Source organism: Variovorax jilinensis (assembly GCF_030316885.1).
Classification (GTDB): domain Bacteria; phylum Pseudomonadota; class Gammaproteobacteria; order Burkholderiales; family Burkholderiaceae_C; genus Variovorax; species Variovorax jilinensis.
Map to the genome: position 1 here is coordinate 59,060 of NZ_JASZYQ010000002.1, position 16,554 is coordinate 75,613.

At 64.3% G+C, this 16,554-nt stretch carries 11 protein-coding genes and 2 rRNA genes; 10 read left to right on the top strand and 3 right to left on the bottom strand.

Annotated elements, in window-relative coordinates; all coding sequences use genetic code 11:
- Positions 1-39 precede the first annotated feature (39 nt).
- Positions 40-2,914: ribosomal RNA gene (locus QTH87_RS07360) — 23S ribosomal RNA — on the top strand.
- A 117-nt stretch (positions 2,915-3,031) separates the two neighbouring features.
- A 5S ribosomal RNA gene (gene rrf, locus QTH87_RS07365) occupies positions 3,032-3,144 on the top strand.
- 109 nt (positions 3,145-3,253) lie between these two features.
- On the opposite strand, the gene QTH87_RS07370 is transcribed toward rrf, so the two are convergent.
- Together QTH87_RS07370 and QTH87_RS07375 are read right to left on the bottom strand one after the other, a co-directional pair.
- Positions 3,254-4,180 carry an MBL fold metallo-hydrolase gene (locus tag QTH87_RS07370; protein ID WP_286608148.1) on the bottom strand — a complete coding sequence of 309 codons (927 nt, stop codon included), beginning with the start codon at positions 4,178-4,180 and terminating at the stop codon, positions 3,254-3,256.
- Positions 4,177-5,868 carry an AMP-binding protein gene (locus QTH87_RS07375; RefSeq protein ID WP_286608151.1) on the bottom strand — a complete coding sequence of 564 codons (1,692 nt, stop codon included), beginning with the start codon at positions 5,866-5,868 and terminating at the stop codon, positions 4,177-4,179. Before QTH87_RS07375 ends, QTH87_RS07370 begins: the two co-directional genes overlap by 4 nt.
- Positions 5,869-5,970: 102 nt before the next feature.
- On the opposite strand from QTH87_RS07375, the gene QTH87_RS07380 reads away from it, so the two are divergent.
- A complete protein-coding gene (locus tag QTH87_RS07380) occupies positions 5,971-6,855 on the top strand; it encodes an esterase/lipase family protein (RefSeq protein WP_286608154.1) in 885 nt (294 codons plus the stop codon).
- A gap of 45 nt (positions 6,856-6,900) precedes the next feature.
- Here the strand turns inward: QTH87_RS07380 and hppD are convergent, their stop codons facing one another.
- Positions 6,901-8,028: a 4-hydroxyphenylpyruvate dioxygenase gene (gene hppD, locus QTH87_RS07385; RefSeq protein WP_286608156.1), complete on the bottom strand. Its 1,128-nt coding sequence runs from the start codon at positions 8,026-8,028 to the stop codon at positions 6,901-6,903.
- A 153-nt stretch (positions 8,029-8,181) separates the two neighbouring features.
- Here hppD and QTH87_RS07390 point away from each other — a divergent pair, with 153 nt between their 5' ends.
- The 7 genes from QTH87_RS07390 (at position 8,182) to glyS (ending at position 16,542) form a co-directional block, all read left to right on the top strand.
- Complete coding sequence (locus tag QTH87_RS07390) at positions 8,182-8,655, top strand: Lrp/AsnC family transcriptional regulator (protein ID WP_286608158.1); 474 nt, start codon at positions 8,182-8,184, stop codon at positions 8,653-8,655.
- Between the two features lie 109 nt (positions 8,656-8,764).
- Positions 8,765-9,490 carry a GNAT family N-acetyltransferase gene (locus QTH87_RS07395; protein ID WP_286608160.1) on the top strand — a complete coding sequence of 242 codons (726 nt, stop codon included), beginning with the start codon at positions 8,765-8,767 and terminating at the stop codon, positions 9,488-9,490.
- Positions 9,491-9,576: 86 nt separating this feature from the next.
- Positions 9,577-10,455: a CorC family transporter gene (locus QTH87_RS07400; protein ID WP_286608162.1), complete on the top strand. Its 879-nt coding sequence runs from the start codon at positions 9,577-9,579 to the stop codon at positions 10,453-10,455.
- Positions 10,452-12,032: an apolipoprotein N-acyltransferase gene (gene lnt / locus QTH87_RS07405; protein ID WP_286608164.1), complete on the top strand. Its 1,581-nt coding sequence runs from the start codon at positions 10,452-10,454 to the stop codon at positions 12,030-12,032. Before QTH87_RS07400 ends, lnt begins: the two co-directional genes overlap by 4 nt.
- Positions 12,033-12,188: 156 nt before the next feature.
- Positions 12,189-13,256: a type II asparaginase gene (locus QTH87_RS07410; RefSeq protein ID WP_286608166.1), complete on the top strand. Its 1,068-nt coding sequence runs from the start codon at positions 12,189-12,191 to the stop codon at positions 13,254-13,256.
- A gap of 227 nt (positions 13,257-13,483) precedes the next feature.
- Complete coding sequence (gene glyQ, locus QTH87_RS07415) at positions 13,484-14,389, top strand: glycine--tRNA ligase subunit alpha (RefSeq protein ID WP_286608167.1); 906 nt, start codon at positions 13,484-13,486, stop codon at positions 14,387-14,389.
- Positions 14,390-14,394: 5 nt separating this feature from the next.
- A complete protein-coding gene (gene glyS, locus QTH87_RS07420; protein ID WP_286608171.1) occupies positions 14,395-16,542 on the top strand; it encodes a glycine--tRNA ligase subunit beta in 2,148 nt (715 codons plus the stop codon).
- Positions 16,543-16,554 lie beyond the last annotated feature (12 nt).

Sequence of the window (16,554 nt, forward strand, 5' to 3'; positions counted from 1 at the left end):
ATTGATTTTGGTTTCCGTGAGGAAACGTCAAAGTTATAGGGTCAAGTGAATAAGAGCACGTGGTGGATGCCTTGGCGATGATAGGCGACGAAGGACGTGATAGCCTGCGAAAAGCTTCGGGGAGCTGGCAAATTAGCTTTGATCCGGAGATATCCGAATGGGGAAACCCACCTGCAAAGGTATCGCATGCTGAATACATAGGCATGCGAGGCGAACCGGGTGAACTGAAACATCTCAGTAGCTCGAGGAAAAGACATCAACCGAGATTCCGAAAGTAGTGGCGAGCGAAATCGGAAGAGCCTGTTAGTGATAGCACAAGACTTAACGGAACAGTTTGGAAAGACTGGCCATAGTGGGTGACAGCCCCGTACGTGAAAAGACCTGTGTGGTACTGAGCTAACGAAAAGTAGGGCGGGACACGAGAAATCCTGTCTGAATATGGGGGGACCATCCTCCAAGGCTAAATACTCATCATCGACCGATAGTGAACTAGTACCGTGAGGGAAAGGCGAAAAGAACCCCGGGAGGGGAGTGAAATAGATCCTGAAACCGCGTGCTTACAAAAAGTAGGAGCCTCGTAAGGGGTGACTGCGTACCTTTTGTATAATGGGTCAGCGACTTACATTCAGTGGCAAGGTTAACCGAATAGGGAAGCCGTAGAGAAATCGAGTCCGAATAGGGCGATCAGTCGCTGGGTGTAGACCCGAAACCAAGTGATCTATCCATGGCCAGGATGAAGGTGCCGTAACAGGTACTGGAGGTCCGAACCGACTAGTGTTGCAAAACTAGCGGATGAGCTGTGGATAGGGGTGAAAGGCTAAACAAACTTGGAAATAGCTGGTTCTCTCCGAAAACTATTTAGGTAGTGCCTCAAGTATTACCGTCGGGGGTAGAGCACTGTTTTGGCTAGGGGGTCATGGCGACTTACCAAACCAAGGCAAACTCCGAATACCGACGAGTACAGCTTGGGAGACAGAGCACCGGGTGCTAACGTCCGGACTCAAGAGGGAAACAACCCAGACCGCCAGCTAAGGTCCCTAAAATTGGCTAAGTGGGAAACGAAGTGGGAAGGCTAAAACAGTCAGGATGTTGGCTTAGAAGCAGCCATCATTTAAAGAAAGCGTAATAGCTCACTGATCGAGTCGTCCTGCGCGGAAGATGTAACGGGGCTAAGCCAGTTACCGAAGCTGCGGATTTGCAATTTATTGCAAGTGGTAGGAGAGCGTTCTGTAAGCCTGTGAAGGTGCGTTGTAAAGCGTGCTGGAGGTATCAGAAGTGCGAATGCTGACATGAGTAGCGTTAAAGGGGGTGAAAAGCCCCCTCGCCGTAAGCGCAAGGTTTTCTACGCAACGTTCATCGGCGTAGAGTGAGTCGGCCCCTAAGGCGAGGCAGAGATGCGTAGCTGATGGGAAACAGGTCAATATTCCTGTACCGATGTGTAGTGCGATGTGGGGACGGATCTTAATAGGTCATCCGGGTGTTGGATATCCCGGTTTAGTGGGAAGTAGGCGTACGTTAGGCAAATCCGGCGTACATATACCGAGGCCCATGATCGAGCGAGCTTGCTCGCGAAGTGACTGAACGAGGTTCCAGGAAAAGCCACTAAGCTTCAGCTACACACGACCGTACCGCAAACCGACACTGGTGCGCGAGATGAGTATTCTAAGGCGCTTGAGAGAACTCAGGAGAAGGAACTCGGCAAATTGACACCGTAACTTCGGAAGAAGGTGTGCCCTATTAGTGTGAAGTGAACAACGGAGCATGAATGGGTTGCAAAAAATCGGTGGCTGCGACTGTTTATTAAAAACACAGCACTCTGCAAACACGAAAGTGGACGTATAGGGTGTGACGCCTGCCCGGTGCTGGAAGATTAAATGATGGGGTGCAAGCTCTTGATTGAAGTCCCAGTAAACGGCGGCCGTAACTATAACGGTCCTAAGGTAGCGAAATTCCTTGTCGGGTAAGTTCCGACCTGCACGAATGGCGTAACGATGGCCACACTGTCTCCTCCTGAGACTCAGCGAAGTTGAAATGTTTGTGATGATGCAATCTCCCCGCGGAAAGACGGAAAGACCCCATGAACCTTTACTGTAGCTTTGTATTGGACTTTGAACAGATCTGTGTAGGATAGGTGGGAGGCTTTGAAGCAGGGTCGCTAGATCTTGTGGAGCCAACGTTGAAATACCACCCTGGTGTGTTTGAGGTTCTAACCTAGGTCCATTATCTGGATCGGGGACAGTGCATGGTAGGCAGTTTGACTGGGGCGGTCTCCTCCCAAAGCGTAACGGAGGAGTTCGAAGGTACGCTAGTTACGGTCGGACATCGTGACGATAGTGCAATGGCATAAGCGTGCTTAACTGCGAGACTGACAAGTCGAGCAGATGCGAAAGCAGGACATAGTGATCCGGTGGTTCTGTATGGAAGGGCCATCGCTCAACGGATAAAAGGTACTCTGGGGATAACAGGCTGATACCGCCCAAGAGTTCATATCGACGGCGGTGTTTGGCACCTCGATGTCGGCTCATCTCATCCTGGGGCTGTAGCCGGTCCCAAGGGTATGGCTGTTCGCCATTTAAAGAGGTACGTGAGCTGGGTTTAAAACGTCGTGAGACAGTTTGGTCCCTATCTTCCGTGGGCGCTGCAGATTTGAGGAAGCCTGCTCCTAGTACGAGAGGACCGGAGTGGACACACCTCTGGTGTATCGGTTGTCACGCCAGTGGCATTGCCGAGTAGCTAAGTGTGGAAGAGATAACCGCTGAAAGCATCTAAGCGGGAAACTCGTTTCAAGATGAGATCTGCCGGGGCCTTGAGCCCCCTAAAGAGTCGTTCAAGACCAGGACGTTGATAGGTCAGGTGTGGAAGCGCAGTAATGCGTTAAGCTAACTGATACTAATTGCTCGTGCGGCTTGACCCTATAACTTTGATCTACGATCAAGGTGTTATGCCAAGTTGACGCATTCAAAACATAAAAGCTAATTCCAGACTCTATGAATTCGTTGCCTTGACTCAGTCAAGGTGACAACCCTTTATGCCTGATGACCATAGCGAGGTGGTCCCACTCCTTCCCATCCCGAACAGGACAGTGAAACGCCTCAGCGCCGATGATAGTGCGGGTTCCCGTGTGAAAGTAGGTCATCGTCAGGCTCTTACAGCCCAAATCGCCCAGCCCCTCAAAAGGCTGGGCGCTTTGCTTTGGGGAAATGAATCGGCAATAGCGCAATGAGGTGCCCGTCGAGCGCGGAATTGAGGCGCCTCAGCTGTTCAAGATCTTCGCGCCGTCGACCTTCGCGGCTCCGACAGCGGCCAGCTCCGCGATGATTTCCTTCGACAGTTCCTCAAGTGTCGAGGCGGCAAAGAATCTGCGCTGGATCTGCCCGGCGTAAGGTGTCTTCCTCACCCATTCCAACAGGTCTTCGAGCGGCCAGGTCTGCAACTCCATCAGCTTGAACTTCAGCAGCACCTTGAAGCCATGCCGCGCATGCTTGAGCGGGTCCTGCTGGAAGCCTTGCAGGCGTCGCCGGGCCTTGACTAGCGCACCCGCGCAGTCGTGGAAGATGCCACCGTGGCCCGGCACCACGTGCAATGGCGCCAGCTGCTCGATCATGTCCAGGGTCGCCGCAACCTCGTCGAAGGCGTCCCCGCCGTGCAACTCGGGAAAGACGACCCCGAATCCGTTCTCCCAAAGGGCATCGGCCGACAATAAGGTTTTCGATCGTGGCTCGAACAGCACGATCGAATGAGGATCGTGGCCTCGGGCGGCATGGATCTGCCAGGGTCGGTCACCGAGGACGATCTCGCGTCCCGGCTCGAGCAGACCGTCGAAGCCGAAGCGCTCGCACAGTTCTCCCGTGGCGTCGAAGCTGAGGGCGGCCGAGTCCCAATCACGCACGGCTGCAGATTCGCCTGGCGGAATCAGCGTGCGCGCGTCGGGATAGCGGCGGCGCAGGGCGGCGTTGCCGCCGCAATGGTCGCTGTGCAGATGGGTGTTGAGCACGAGGTCGAGCGGCCTTCCAGCGAGCGCCAACTCGATGAGTGCGACCGTCTGCGCGGCGTGCGTCACATAGCCGGTGTCGACCACCGCCGTCTGGTCGCGGCCCCTGAAGACGATGTTGTTGGCCGACAGCCAGCCGCGCTCGATGACCTCGAGTTCCGCCGGCAGGCCTTCGGCCGTCGTCTTCAAGACACTGCGTCCGGACGAAGCTGGCGGCGCAGGATCTTGCCGACGTTGGTCTTGGGCAGCGCGTCGCGGAACTCGATCTGCTTCGGTCGCTTGTAGCCCGTCAGCTGGTCGTGGCAATAGCGCAGCACGGCCTCTTCGGTGAGCGCGGGATCGTTGCGAACCACGAACACGCGGATCGCCTCGCCCTGCTTCTCGTCCGGAAAGCCGATCGCGGCGCATTCGAGCACGCCGGGGCACAGCGAGATGACGTTCTCGAGTTCGTTCGGATAGACGTTGAACCCGCTCACGATGATCATGTCCTTCTTGCGGTCGACGATCCGGCTGTAGCCGTCCTCCTGCATGATGGCGACGTCGCCGGTGCGCATGAAGCCGTCCGCGGTGAAGGCCGCAGCGGTTTCGGCGGGCTGGTTGTAGTAGCCGACCATCACGTTCGGGCCCTTGATGCAGAGTTCGCCAGCCTCGCCCGCGGGCAGCGTACGGCCCTCGTCGTCCTTGATCGCGATCTCGATGCCGGGCAGGGGCAGGCCGATGTTGCCGGTGTACTTCGTGTTCGACACCGGGTTGTTGGTGCCGATCGCGCAGGTCTCGCTCATGCCCCAGCCTTCGATCATCGGGCAGCGCGTGACCTCGAACCACTTGCGCGCCGTGCCCTCGGAGGCGGCCATGCCGCCTGCCTGCGAGACGAACAGGCTCGAGAAATCGAGGGTCTTGAATTCGGGATGCGACAGCAGCCCGTTGAAGAGCGTGTTCACCGCCGGCAGCATGTGGAAGGGCCGCTTCTTCAGCACCGCGATGAACTTGTCCATGTCGCGCGGATTGGGGATCAGCGTGAGGTGCGAACCCTGCCGTATCGCGAGCAGGCACAGCGTCAGCGCGAAGATGTGATAGAGCGGCAGCGCCGCGATGCTGTTGACCTTGGCCAGGTCGCCCGCCCGAGCGAGCGCCGGCGTGAACCAGGCTTCGGCCTGCAGCGTGGCGGCGACGATGTTGCGATGGGTGAGCACTGCGCCCTTCGACAGGCCCGTGGTGCCGCCCGTGTATTGCAGGAAGGCGATCGAGTCGAGCGTGCTCGGATCGGCTGCCAGCTTGCGGCCACGGCCGGCGTCGATCGCCTTCGCAAATGGCGTGACCGTGCGGCCACCCGAGAGCGCGATCTTGTAGGCAGGCACCATCTTCGCGAGATGCCGCACCGCGAACGTGATCCAGGCGCCATAGGCGCCGCCGAGCAGGTCGCCCATCGAGGTCACGCACACGTGCTTGATCGCGGTCTTGTCGATGACCTGCTCCAGCGTCGTGGCAAAGTTCTCGAGGATGATGATCGCGGTGGCGCCGGAGTCTTTCAGCTGGTGCTCGAGCTCGCGGGCCGTGTAGAGCGGATTGACGTTGACGCAGGTGTAGCCCGCGCGCAGCACGCCGCAGATCGTGACCGCGAACTGCGGCACGTTCGGCAACATCACTGCTACGCGCGCACCGGGTTCGAGGCCGAGCGATTGAAGCCAGGCGCCCATCGCGGTCGACAACGTGTCGAGTTCGCCATAGGACATCCAGCGTTCCATGCAGACCGAAAACGGGCGCTCTGCAAAGCGCTTGAACGACTCGTCGAACAGTTGACCCAGCGACCGGTACTGCTCAGGATGGACTTCGTGCGGCACGCCGGCCGGATAGTTCTGAAGCACTGATGTCTGCATTCGATCTCCTTTGGCGCGGATTGTCGGAGCGGGGCACTCCCTGCCGCCAGCGGGCTTGTCCTAGGGTGAGGCCGTCGATGTCGCGCGTGCGATAGTCGACGCATGGTCGCACGCGCACAAAGATGGCTGGTCTTCGGTTGGTTGTTGCTCGTGGTCGGATGGTCCGCCTACTGGTGGACGCGTTCGGCCACGGTCGCGATTGCCGGGGTGCTGGTGCTCTGCGGCGCCCATGCGCTGTTCCTCGCGGTCGAGTTTGCGCTGAGCTGGATCGTCGGCGGCACTGATCCGCTGCCGCGCGCGAGCCTCGTGCAATGCTTCAAGGCCTGGCTGGCCGAGAGCGGCCTCGCGCCGCGCGTGTTCTGCTGGTACCAGCCCTTTCGCTGGCAGGCGGTGCCCGATCAGCTGCCGCGCACCGATCGCCGCGGAGTCGTGCTGATTCACGGCTTCGTCTGCAACCGCGCGTTCTGGAACCCCTGGCTCGGCGAGTTGCGGGCGGACGGGCGGGCCTTCGTGGCGGTCGACCTCGAGCCGGTGTTCGGCTCGATCGATCGCTACGTCGAGATCATCGACGCCGCGATCGTGCGCGTGACGGCGGCTACCGGCCGGCCGCCGGTGCTGATCTGCCACAGCATGGGCGGGCTGGCGGCGCGGGCCTGGCTGCGCGAATCGGATGCCGGCCGCGTGCATCGAATCGTCACGATCGGCACGCCGCACAGCGGCACCTGGCTCGCGCGCTTCGGTCGCACGACCAACGGGCGCCAGATGCGAATGGGCGGGCAATGGTTGCAGCGCATCGAGGGCGAGCGCACGAGCGCGCGCGAGGTGCGCTTCACCTGCTGGCATTCGAACTGCGACAACATCGTGTTCCCGACGTCGGTGGCCACGCTGCCGGGCGCCGACAACCGCCTGGCGGCGGGGCGCGGCCATGTGCAGATGGCCTTCGATGCGCAGATCCGCGCCGAGGCGCTGGCGCTCATCGACGAGTAATCCCGTCCCCGTGCTCCCCGCCTCGTGCGGGTCGATGCCGGGCGCCTACAGCGCGGCGCTCAGCACGCCGCGGCGGATCTGGTCGAGTTCGATGCTCTCGAACAGCGCCTTGAAGTTGCCTTCGCCGAAACCGTCGTCGCCCTTGCGCTGGATGAACTCGAAGAAGATCGGCCCGAGCTGGTTCTCGCTGAAGATCTGAAGCAGCAGCGCGCCCTTCTTGCCGTCGACGAGGATCTTGCGCTTCTTGAGTTCGGCGACGTCTTCGCCGTGGCCCGGGATGCGCTTGTCGATCAGCTCGTAGTAGGTGTCGATGGTGTCGAGCAGCGTCACGCCGGACGCGCGCAGCGCATCGACCGAATGCGGGAGGTCGCGCGAGCCCATGGCGATGTGCTGGATGCCCTCGCCGTGGTAGCTGTCGAGGTATTCCTGGATCTGGCCGGCCTTCTCGTTGCCTTCCTCGTTGATCGGGATGCGGATCTTGCCGCAGGGGCTGGTCATGGCCTTGCTCTTGACGCCCGTGACCTGGCCTTCGATGTCGAAGTAGCGGATCTCGCGGAAGTTGAACAGGCGCTCGTAGAAGTCGGCCCATTCCTTGAGGCGGCCGCGGTGCACGTTGTGCGTGAGATGGTCGATGTAGGTGAGGCCGTGGCCTTCGGGCGCCAGCGCCTCGGTGGCCGTGAGGCCCGGCAGGGCCTCGAAGTCGACGTCGTAGAAGCCGATGTTGCCGATGTCGCCGGGCTGCGCGCCGTTCTTGCCGCGCCAGCGGTCGACGAAGTAGATCAGGCTGTCGCCGATGCCCTTGATGGCCGGAATGTTGAGTTCGCCCGGGCCGGCACCGGGTGCGAAGCCCCAGGCGCCGAGACCGATGGCGCGTTCGTAGGCGGCCTTGGCGTCCTGCACGCGAAAGGCAATGGCGCAGATGCTCGGGCCATGCTGGCGCGCGAAGCGCTGGGCAAAGGAGTCGGGCTCGGCATTGACGATGAAATTGATCGTCCCCTGGCGATAGAGCAGCACGTTCTTGTGGCGGTGGCGCGCGATCGGCTTGAAACCCATCTGTTCGAAGACGCGGCCCATCGCCGCCGGATCGGGCGCCGCGTACTCGATGAATTCGAAGCCGTCGGTGCCCATGGGGTTCTCCCAGGGCGTGAAGGCGGCGGTGTCGGTGGTGCTCATGTCGGCGGTCTCCGGTCGGTGCGGGGGTGTTTCAGTGTGCAGGCGCGCATCGGCGCCGTCCGTATGGAACTGTAAAAGCGCGAGGGATCATGATTTCTGCGTTTTCATTCTCAGTTGCATTGGTTGGCGCAGGAAAAGTGCAAGAATTCAGAAATGGATGCACTCGACAAGATAGATCGCGCGCTTTTGCGCACCCTGCAGGCGGACGGTCGCGCCACCTACGACCAGCTGGCCGAAGAGGTGAGCCTGTCCCCCAGCGCCGTTCTGCGGCGCGTCAAGCGGCTCGAGGAGAACCGTGTCATCGATCGGTACGTCGCGCTCGTGAAGCCTGAAGTGGTCGGGCTCGGCCTCACGGCCTACCTCAACGTGCGGCTCGAGAAGCTCACCGAAAGCCACAAGCGAAACCCGATGGACTTGTTCCGCGCCAGCGTGCAGACTTGGCCCGAAGTGGTCGAATGTGCCGCGCTCACGGGCGAGATGGATTACCTGCTGCGCGTGGTGGTTGCCGACATGGCCCACTACAGCCGCTTCATCATGAACACGCTGCTCAAGCATCCGAGCGTCCAGGACTGCAAGACCAGCTTCGTTCTGGACCGGGTGAAGGCCACGACGGCGGTGCCGTTGTGAGTGCTTGCTCTTGTTGTTAATCAGGAAAATCGGCATTTCTCCACCAGACGCTTGTTCAATCAATCTCCCGAGGGATTGAAGGTCTAGGGAAAACCCTTATATTCCATGCATGCTCAACGCCAAGGCCCTCTTTCTTGCCTCGCTCGGCGTCGGTTCGTTCCTGAAGGCGCCGATGGTTGAGGCGCAGCCCCGGTCCGCAGCGGCCACCCCGGTGATGGTGCCGATCCGCTCGATCGGCCCGCGCGAGCGCGATCGCATCGCGCAGCATCTTCTTGCGCTTCCCGCGCACGACCGTTACCTGCGCTTCGGCTACGCGGCCTCCGACGAGCAGGTCCGGCGCTATGTCGACGGCCTCGATTTCGAGCGCGACGAGCTTTTCGGCATCTACAACCGCCGCCTCGACCTGATCGCGATGGCGCACCTGGCCTTCGCGCCGGCCGAGCAGCAGCAGGACTGCGCCGAGTTCGGCGTCTCGGTCTCGGTGCATGCGCGCGGACGCGGCTACGGCGCGCGCCTGTTCGAACGCGCCGTGGTGGTGGCGCGCAACGAGGGCGTGGGCATGCTGTTCATCCACGCACTGAGCGAAAACGCCGCGATGCTCAAGATCGCACGCAACGCAGGCGCCACCGTGGTGCGCAGCGGTTCCGAATCGGAAGCCCACCTCGAACTGCCCGCCGCCACCTTCGACAGCCGCATGAGCGAAATCGCGCTCAACCACTTCGCGCAGGTCGACTACCAGCTCAAGACCCGCGCCAAGCAGTTCTGGGCCTTCCTGGGCGAGCTGCAGGAGATCCGCAGCGGCGTGCGCGCCGCGCGCGACCGCTCGGCGCAGTAGCAGGCTGCGCCCCTTGGCCACAGGCTCCAGCGTGGGTTGGCCGGGGGTGAGTTATCCTTCTCTTCCCCCAACTCCGCCCTCCCGCAGTGGCCGACCCTCATCCTGATCGCGCGCCCGTCGAACGCGAAGACAAGCGCGGCTTTCTGCAGAAGCTCGCCGAATTCATCCATCCCGGGCCCGATTCACGCGACGAGCTGATCGAGACTCTGGCCGACGCGGAGGACAACGACGTCATCGGCGCCGAGTCGCGCGTCATGCTCGAAGGCGTGCTGCGCATGGCCGACATGACCGCCGGCGACGTCATGGTCGCCGCGCCGCGCATGGACCTGGTCAACATCGATGCGCCCTACGACGCGTTGCTGCACCTCGTGATCGACACCGCGCACTCGCGCTTCCCCGTGTACGAAGGCGAGAAGGAAAACATCATCGGCATCCTGCTCGCGAAGGACCTGCTCAAGCTGCAGCGCGCGCCGGGGCTCAACATCCGCGCGCTGCTGCGGCCGCCGACCTTCGTGCCCGAGAGCAAGGGCCTGAACGATCTGCTGCGCGAGTTCCGCGGCAATCGCAACCACCTGGCGGTGGTGATCGACGAGTTCGGCCGCGTGGCCGGACTGATCACGATCGAGGACGTGCTCGAGCAGATCGTCGGCGAGATCGAGGACGAGTTCGACATCGCCGAGGACGAGGGCGACATCTTCGGCCTGGCCGACCACACCTACCGGGTCTCGGGCGACACGCCGATCGAGCGCGTGGCCGAGGCCTTCGGCATCAGCTTCGACGACAAGGCGCTCGGCGAGACCTTCGACACCATCGGCGGCCTGATCGCGCACGAGATGGGCCACGTGCCCAAGCGCGGGGAGCACTACGCGATCGGTGCCTTCGACTTCGTCGTGCTGCACACCAAGGGCGGCGCGGTGCGCTGGTTCAAGGTCTCGCCGGCACGCGGCGACGACGCCGCGGATTGAAAACGCTTCTGCGCGCGCTGGGCTTCGGGCTCGCGGGACTGGCCCAGGCGGCGTCGATCGCCGCGCCATGGAACGGCCAGCCGCAGTGGTGGCTTCAACTGCTGTCGCTCGCGGCGCTGGTCTGGCAGCTCGACGCGCTGCGGCCGATCGGCGACGGAGCCGGCGAGCGCCGGCCGTGGCGCACCGCGGGGCTGTGGGGCTGGTTGTTCGCCACCGCCTGGCTCTGCGGCACCTTCTGGTGGCTCTTCATTTCGCTGCATACCTATGGCGGTCTGGCGGCACCGCTGGCCGCGTTGGCCGTCTTCGCGCTGGCCGCTGCGCTGGCGCTCTACTACGCGCTGGCCTGCGCGGTCTACGTGGCCTTCGCGCCCCCGAGTCCGCTGCGCGCGGCCGCCTTCTTCGCTTCGCTTTGGACCATCGCCGAGCTGCTGCGCGGCAGCTGGTTCACGGGCTTTCCATGGGGCGCGGGCGGCTATGCCCACGTGGAGGGGCCGCTCGCGGTCTACGCGCCGTGGGTCGGCGTCTACGGCATCGGCGCGATCGCCGCCGGCATCGCGACCCTGGTGCCGCTGGCGTTTCGCCATGCGCGCGGGCGGGCCTTCGCCTGGCCGGTCGGGTTGGCGCTGGTCCTGTTCTGCGTGCCGGCGCTGATCGACCTCGCGCGCGGTGCGCGCACCGACGACGCTTCACGCTCGGGCGGCCGCCTCGGCGTGGCGCTGCTCCAGGGCAACATCCCGCAGGACGAGAAGTTCGTGCCCGGCGGCGGCGTCGCGACCGCACTCCAGTGGTACGGCGAGCAGCTGCGCAATGCCGATGCATCGCTCGTGATCACGCCCGAGACCGCGCTGCCGCTGCTGCCGGCGCAGATGCCGCCCGACTACCTGAACGCGATCGCGGCGCGCTACGCGAGCGGCCGGCAGGCTGCGATCGTGGGGCTGCCGCTCGGCGATGGCCGGAACTACAGCAACTCGGTACTGGGGTTCCGGCCGGGTGCGGGTGATCTCTACCGCTACGACAAGCACCATCTGGTGCCGTTCGGCGAGTTCATTCCGGGCCTGTTCCGGTGGTTCACCGACATGATGAACATCCCGCTCGGCGACTTCGCGAGCGGCGGGCTGGCGCAGGCGCCCTTCGTCTGGCAGGGGCAGCGCATCGCACCGAACATCTGCTACGAGGACCTGTTCGGCGACGAGATCGGCGCCAACTTCCGCAGCGCCGACACATCGCCCACGATGCTGCTCAACATCAGCAACATCGCATGGTTCGGCGATTCGATCGCGATCGACCAGCATCTGGCGATCTCCCGCATGCGCGCGCTGGAGTTCCAGCGGCCGATGGTGCGCGCGACCAACACCGGCGCCACCGTCGTCATCGACCACCGGGGCCGCGTGACGCACGAACTGCCCCGCCTCACGCGCGGCGTGCTCGAGGCCGAGGTCGAGGGCCGCACGGGGCGCACGCCGTTCGCGGTCTGGGTCTCGCGCTTCGGACTCTGGCCGCTGTGGGGGCTGGCACTGGCCGTGGTTGCGGCAACGGTGCTGCTGCAGCGCCGCACCCTGCGCCGCAACGTTTCGTAGCACGGCGCGCTCGCGGCTTGCCCGGATCTTGCTGAGGGCGCATGCTGGGTGCCCACGCATGGGCGCATGCGCACCCGGCATCGCGGGCATGCACCGCGACGGGCTGCATTCGGTATCTTCACGCCCCTTCTTCCCTCACTCTCCACAGGAGTTCCCATGTACATCGCATCCCGATTCCGCAATCTGGCGGGCGCGGCCGCACTGCTGGCCGCCAGCGCCATCGCGCAGGCCCAGGCGCTGCCCAACGTCATGATCCTCGCGACCGGCGGCACCATCGCGGGCGCCGGCGCCTCGGCCGCCAACAGCGCCACCTACTCGGCAGCCAAGGTGCCGGTCGACAAGCTCATCGCGGGCCTGCCCGAACTGTCGAAGCTGGCCAACGTGCGCGGCGAGCAGGTGTTCCAGGTGGCATCGGAAAGCCTCACGAACGACAACCTGCTCACGCTCGCCAAGCGCGTCTCGGCGCTGGCCAAGCAGTCCGACGTCGATGGCATCGTGATCACGCACGGCACCGACACGCTCGAGGAGACGGCCTACTTCCTGAACCTCACGGTGCGCACCGACAAGCCGATCGTCGTGGTGGGCTCGATGCGCCCGAGCACCGCGCTCTCGGCCGACGGCCCGCTCAATCTGCTGAACGCGGTGAGCGTTGCCGCCAGCAAGGATGCGCGCGGCAAGGGCGTGCTGGTGACGATGAACGACGAGATCCAGAGCGGCCGCGACGTCAGCAAGGCGGTCAACATCAAGACCGAGGCCTTCAAGAGCCAGTGGGGCGCGCTCGGCATGGTGGTCGAGGGTCGCAACTACTGGTTCCGCGCTCCCGTGAAGCGCCACACGATGCAGTCCGAGTTCGATATCGACCGCATCGACACGCTGCCGCCGGTCGAGATCGCGATGGGCTACGAGGGCGTGGCGCCGACCGCGATCACGGCGCTGGCCGGCAGCGGCATCAAGGCGCTGGTGCACGGCGGCACCGGCAACGGCTCGGTGGCCGACCGGATCGTGCCGGTGCTGCAGAAGGTGCGCGGCGACGGCGTGATCGTGGTGCGCAGCTCGCGGGTGCCGGACGGCTTCGTGATCCGCAACGCCGAGCAGCCCGACGACAAGTACGACTGGGTGGTGGCGCACGACCTCAAGCCGCAGAAGGCGCGCATCCTCGCGATGGTGGCGCTGACCAAGACCAGCGACACCAAGGAACTGCAGCGGATCTTCTGGGAGTATTGACTCGCCCCCCAGCCTCGTTCACTCGCTGCGCTCGTGTAGCTCGGGCACCCCCTGCCGGGGGGCAACACCTGCGGCCCGGCAGAGCCGGTTCCGCGGCGTTTCCCGAACATGCCCCGGCTGGCGCGGGGCGACGCATGGAAGGCGGTTCTGGCTCTCGGGTTCTGCCTCTTAAAATGGCCGGTTCGCCGCGCCGGGGATGTTCGTCCCCTGCGGCCACCAGGCCCACCATGCTGACCTTCCAACAAATCATTCTCAAGCTCCAAGCCTACTGGGACGCCCAGGGCTGCGCGCTCCTGCAGCCGTACGACATGGAGGTCGGCGCCGGCACCTCGCACACCGCGACCTTCCTGCGCGCGCTCGGCCCGGAGCCCTGGAAGGCGGCCTACGTGCAGCCGAGCCGGCGCCCCAAGGACGGCCGCTACGGCGAGAACCCGAACCGGCTGCAGCACTACTACCAGTACCAGGTCGTGCTGAAGCCTGCGCCGAGCAACATCCTCGAGCTGTACCTCGGGTCGCTCGAGGCCCTGGGCTTCGACCTGAAGAAGAATGACATCCGCTTCGTCGAGGACGACTGGGAGAACCCCACGCTGGGCGCCTGGGGCCTGGGCTGGGAGGTCTGGCTCAACGGCATGGAGGTGACGCAGTTCACTTACTTCCAACAGGTCGGCGGCATCGACTGCCGGCCGATCACGGGCGAGATCACCTACGGCCTCGAGCGCCTCGCGATGTACCTGCAGGGCGTGGACAACGTCTACAACCTCGAATGGACGCCGGGCCTGAGCTATGGCGACGTCTTCAAGCAGAACGAGATCGAGCAGTCGACCTACAACTTCGAGCACAGCGATGCCGAGTTCCTGTTCACCGCCTTCGCCGCGCACGAGAAGCAGGCGAAGCACCTGATGGAGGCGCAGCTCGCGCTGCCGGCCTACGAGCAGGTGCTCAAGGCGGCCCACAGCTTCAACCTGCTCGATGCGCGCGGCGCGATCAGCGTGACCGAGCGCGCGGCCTACATCGGCCGCATCCGCAACCTGGCGCGCTCCGTCGCGCAGAGCTACTACGAGAGCCGCGAGCGCCTCGGATTCCCGATGGCACCGCGCGAATGGGTCGCGCAGATGACGAAGAAGGCGGCCTGAGCGACATGACGACCCCGAACCACAACAACCTGCTCGTCGAGCTGTTCGTCGAGGAACTGCCGCCCAAGGCGCTCAGGAAGCTCGGCGATGCCTTCGCTTCCGTGCTGCGCGACCAGCTGGTCGCGCAAGGGCTGGCCGATGCCGGCTCGGTGCTGACGGCCTATGCCTCGCCGCGCCGGCTCGCAGCACACCTCACGGGCGTGCTGCCGCAGGCGGCCGACAAGGCCGTGTCGCAGAAGCTGATGCCCGTGACGGTCGGCCTCGACGCCGCCGGCAACGCCACACCGGCCCTGCAGAAGCGACTGGCGGCGCTGGGTGCCGATGCGAGCGCGGTGCCGACGCTGCGGCGCGCAATGGACGGCAAGGCCGAGGCCCTGTTCTTCGAGAGCATCGCCAAGGGCGCGACGCTGGCTGAAGGCCTGCAGAAGGCGCTGGCCGAGGCGATCGCCAGGCTGCCGATTCCGAAGGTCATGAGCTATCAGCTCGAATCCGGCTGCGAGCTGCCGGGCTGGAGCAGCGTGAGCTTCGTGCGTCCTGCGCACGGCCTGGTGGCGCTGCATGGCGATGCGGTGGTCCAGGTTGGCGCGCTCGGCCTCACGGCCGGCCGCGAGACGCACGGCCATCGCTTCGAGGCCGCGGTCGATCCGATCGCGCTCGGCGATGCCGACAGCTACGCCGAGCAGTTGCGCGAGCAGGGCGCGGTGATCGCGGGCTTCGATGCGCGCCGCAACGAGATCGCGCGCCAGCTCGCCGCAGCGGCCGCGCAGGTCGGCGGCGGCGCCCAGGCCATCCACGACGACGCGCTGCTCGACGAGGTGACGGCGCTGGTCGAACGCCCGAACGTGCTGGTCTGTGCCTTCGAGCCCGAGTTCCTCGAGGTGCCGCAGGAATGCCTGATCCTCACGATGAAGGCCAACCAGAAGTACTTCCCGCTGCTCGATGCCGCGGGCAAGCTCACCAACCGCTTCCTCGTGGTGAGCAACATCAGTCCCGCCGACGCCAGCGCGGTCATCGGCGGCAACGAGCGCGTGGTGCGCCCGCGGCTGGCCGACGCCAAGTTCTTCTTCGACCAGGACCGCAAGAAGTCGCTGGCCTCGCGCGTCGAGTCGCTGGCCAAGGTGGTCTATCACAACAAGCTGGGCACGCAGGGCGAGCGCGTCAAGCGCGTGATGGCGATCGCGCGCCTGATCGGCGAGCAGCTCGGCGCCGCCTCGGGCGATGCCAGGCTGGCCGCGCACGCGGTGCAGGCTGCGCAGCTCGCCAAGGCCGATCTCGTGACCGACATGGTGGGCGAGTTCCCCGAACTGCAAGGCACGATGGGCCGCTACTACGCGCTGCACGACGGGCTGGACGGGACGGTCGCCGACGCCATCGAGGACCACTACAAGCCGCGCTTCGCGGGCGACACGCTGCCGCGCGACCAGGTCGGCGTGGCGGTGGCGCTGGCCGACAAGCTCGAGACCCTGGTGGGCATGTTCGGCATCGGCAACCTGCCTACCGGCGACCGCGATCCCTTCGCGCTGCGCCGCCATGCGCTCGGCGTGGTCCGCATGCTGATCGAGGGCGCGCTGCCGCTGCAGTTCCACGAGCTCACGCGGCAGGCCTTCGGCGTCTTCGCTCCGGGCCTGCTGGAAGACCGCAGCGTGGAGCTCGACGAATTCCTGATCGAGCGCCTCAAGAGCTACTTCAAGGACGAAGGCTACTCGGCGGTCGAGATCGACGCCGCGGTCTACGTGCGCAGGCTCGGCGCCTGGGCCACGATCCCAAAGCGGCTCGACGCGGTGCGTGCCTTCGCCTCGCTGCCCGAGGCGCCGGCGCTGGCCGCGGCCAACAAGCGCATCGGCAACATCCTCAAGAAGTCGCCCGAGGCCGATGCCCACGTCAGCGAACTGCTGCTGCAGGAGCCGGCCGAGCAGGCGCTCCATGCCGCGATGCAGCGCATCGTGCCGCTGGCCGACGCCCAGTTCGACAAGGGCGACTACACGGCCTCGCTGCAGACGCTGGCGGCGCTGCGCGAGCCGGTCGACGCCTTCTTCGACGGCGTGATGGTGAACGCCGAACAGGTCGACCTGCGGCTCAACCGGCTCGGCCTGCTGATGCTTCTGCATGCGGCCATGAACCGCGTGGCGCAGCTCGAACGGCTGGCCGCCTGAACGGCGCCCTCC

Bases quoted from the DNA above. Each gene is read 5' to 3' on its own strand.
- QTH87_RS07375 (WP_286608151.1), bottom strand. From the start codon at position 5,868: ATGCAGACATCAGTGCTTCAGAACTATCCGGCCGGCGTGCCGCACGAA.
- QTH87_RS07380 (WP_286608154.1), top strand. From the start codon at position 5,971: ATGGTCGCACGCGCACAAAGATGGCTGGTCTTCGGTTGGTTGTTGCTC.
- hppD (WP_286608156.1), bottom strand. From the start codon at position 8,028: ATGAGCACCACCGACACCGCCGCCTTCACGCCCTGGGAGAACCCCATG.
- QTH87_RS07390 (WP_286608158.1), top strand. From the start codon at position 8,182: ATGGATGCACTCGACAAGATAGATCGCGCGCTTTTGCGCACCCTGCAG.
- QTH87_RS07395 (WP_286608160.1), top strand. From the start codon at position 8,765: ATGCTCAACGCCAAGGCCCTCTTTCTTGCCTCGCTCGGCGTCGGTTCG.
- QTH87_RS07410 (WP_286608166.1), top strand. From the start codon at position 12,189: ATGTACATCGCATCCCGATTCCGCAATCTGGCGGGCGCGGCCGCACTG.
- glyQ (WP_286608167.1), top strand. From the start codon at position 13,484: ATGCTGACCTTCCAACAAATCATTCTCAAGCTCCAAGCCTACTGGGAC.
- glyS (WP_286608171.1), top strand. From the start codon at position 14,395: ATGACGACCCCGAACCACAACAACCTGCTCGTCGAGCTGTTCGTCGAG.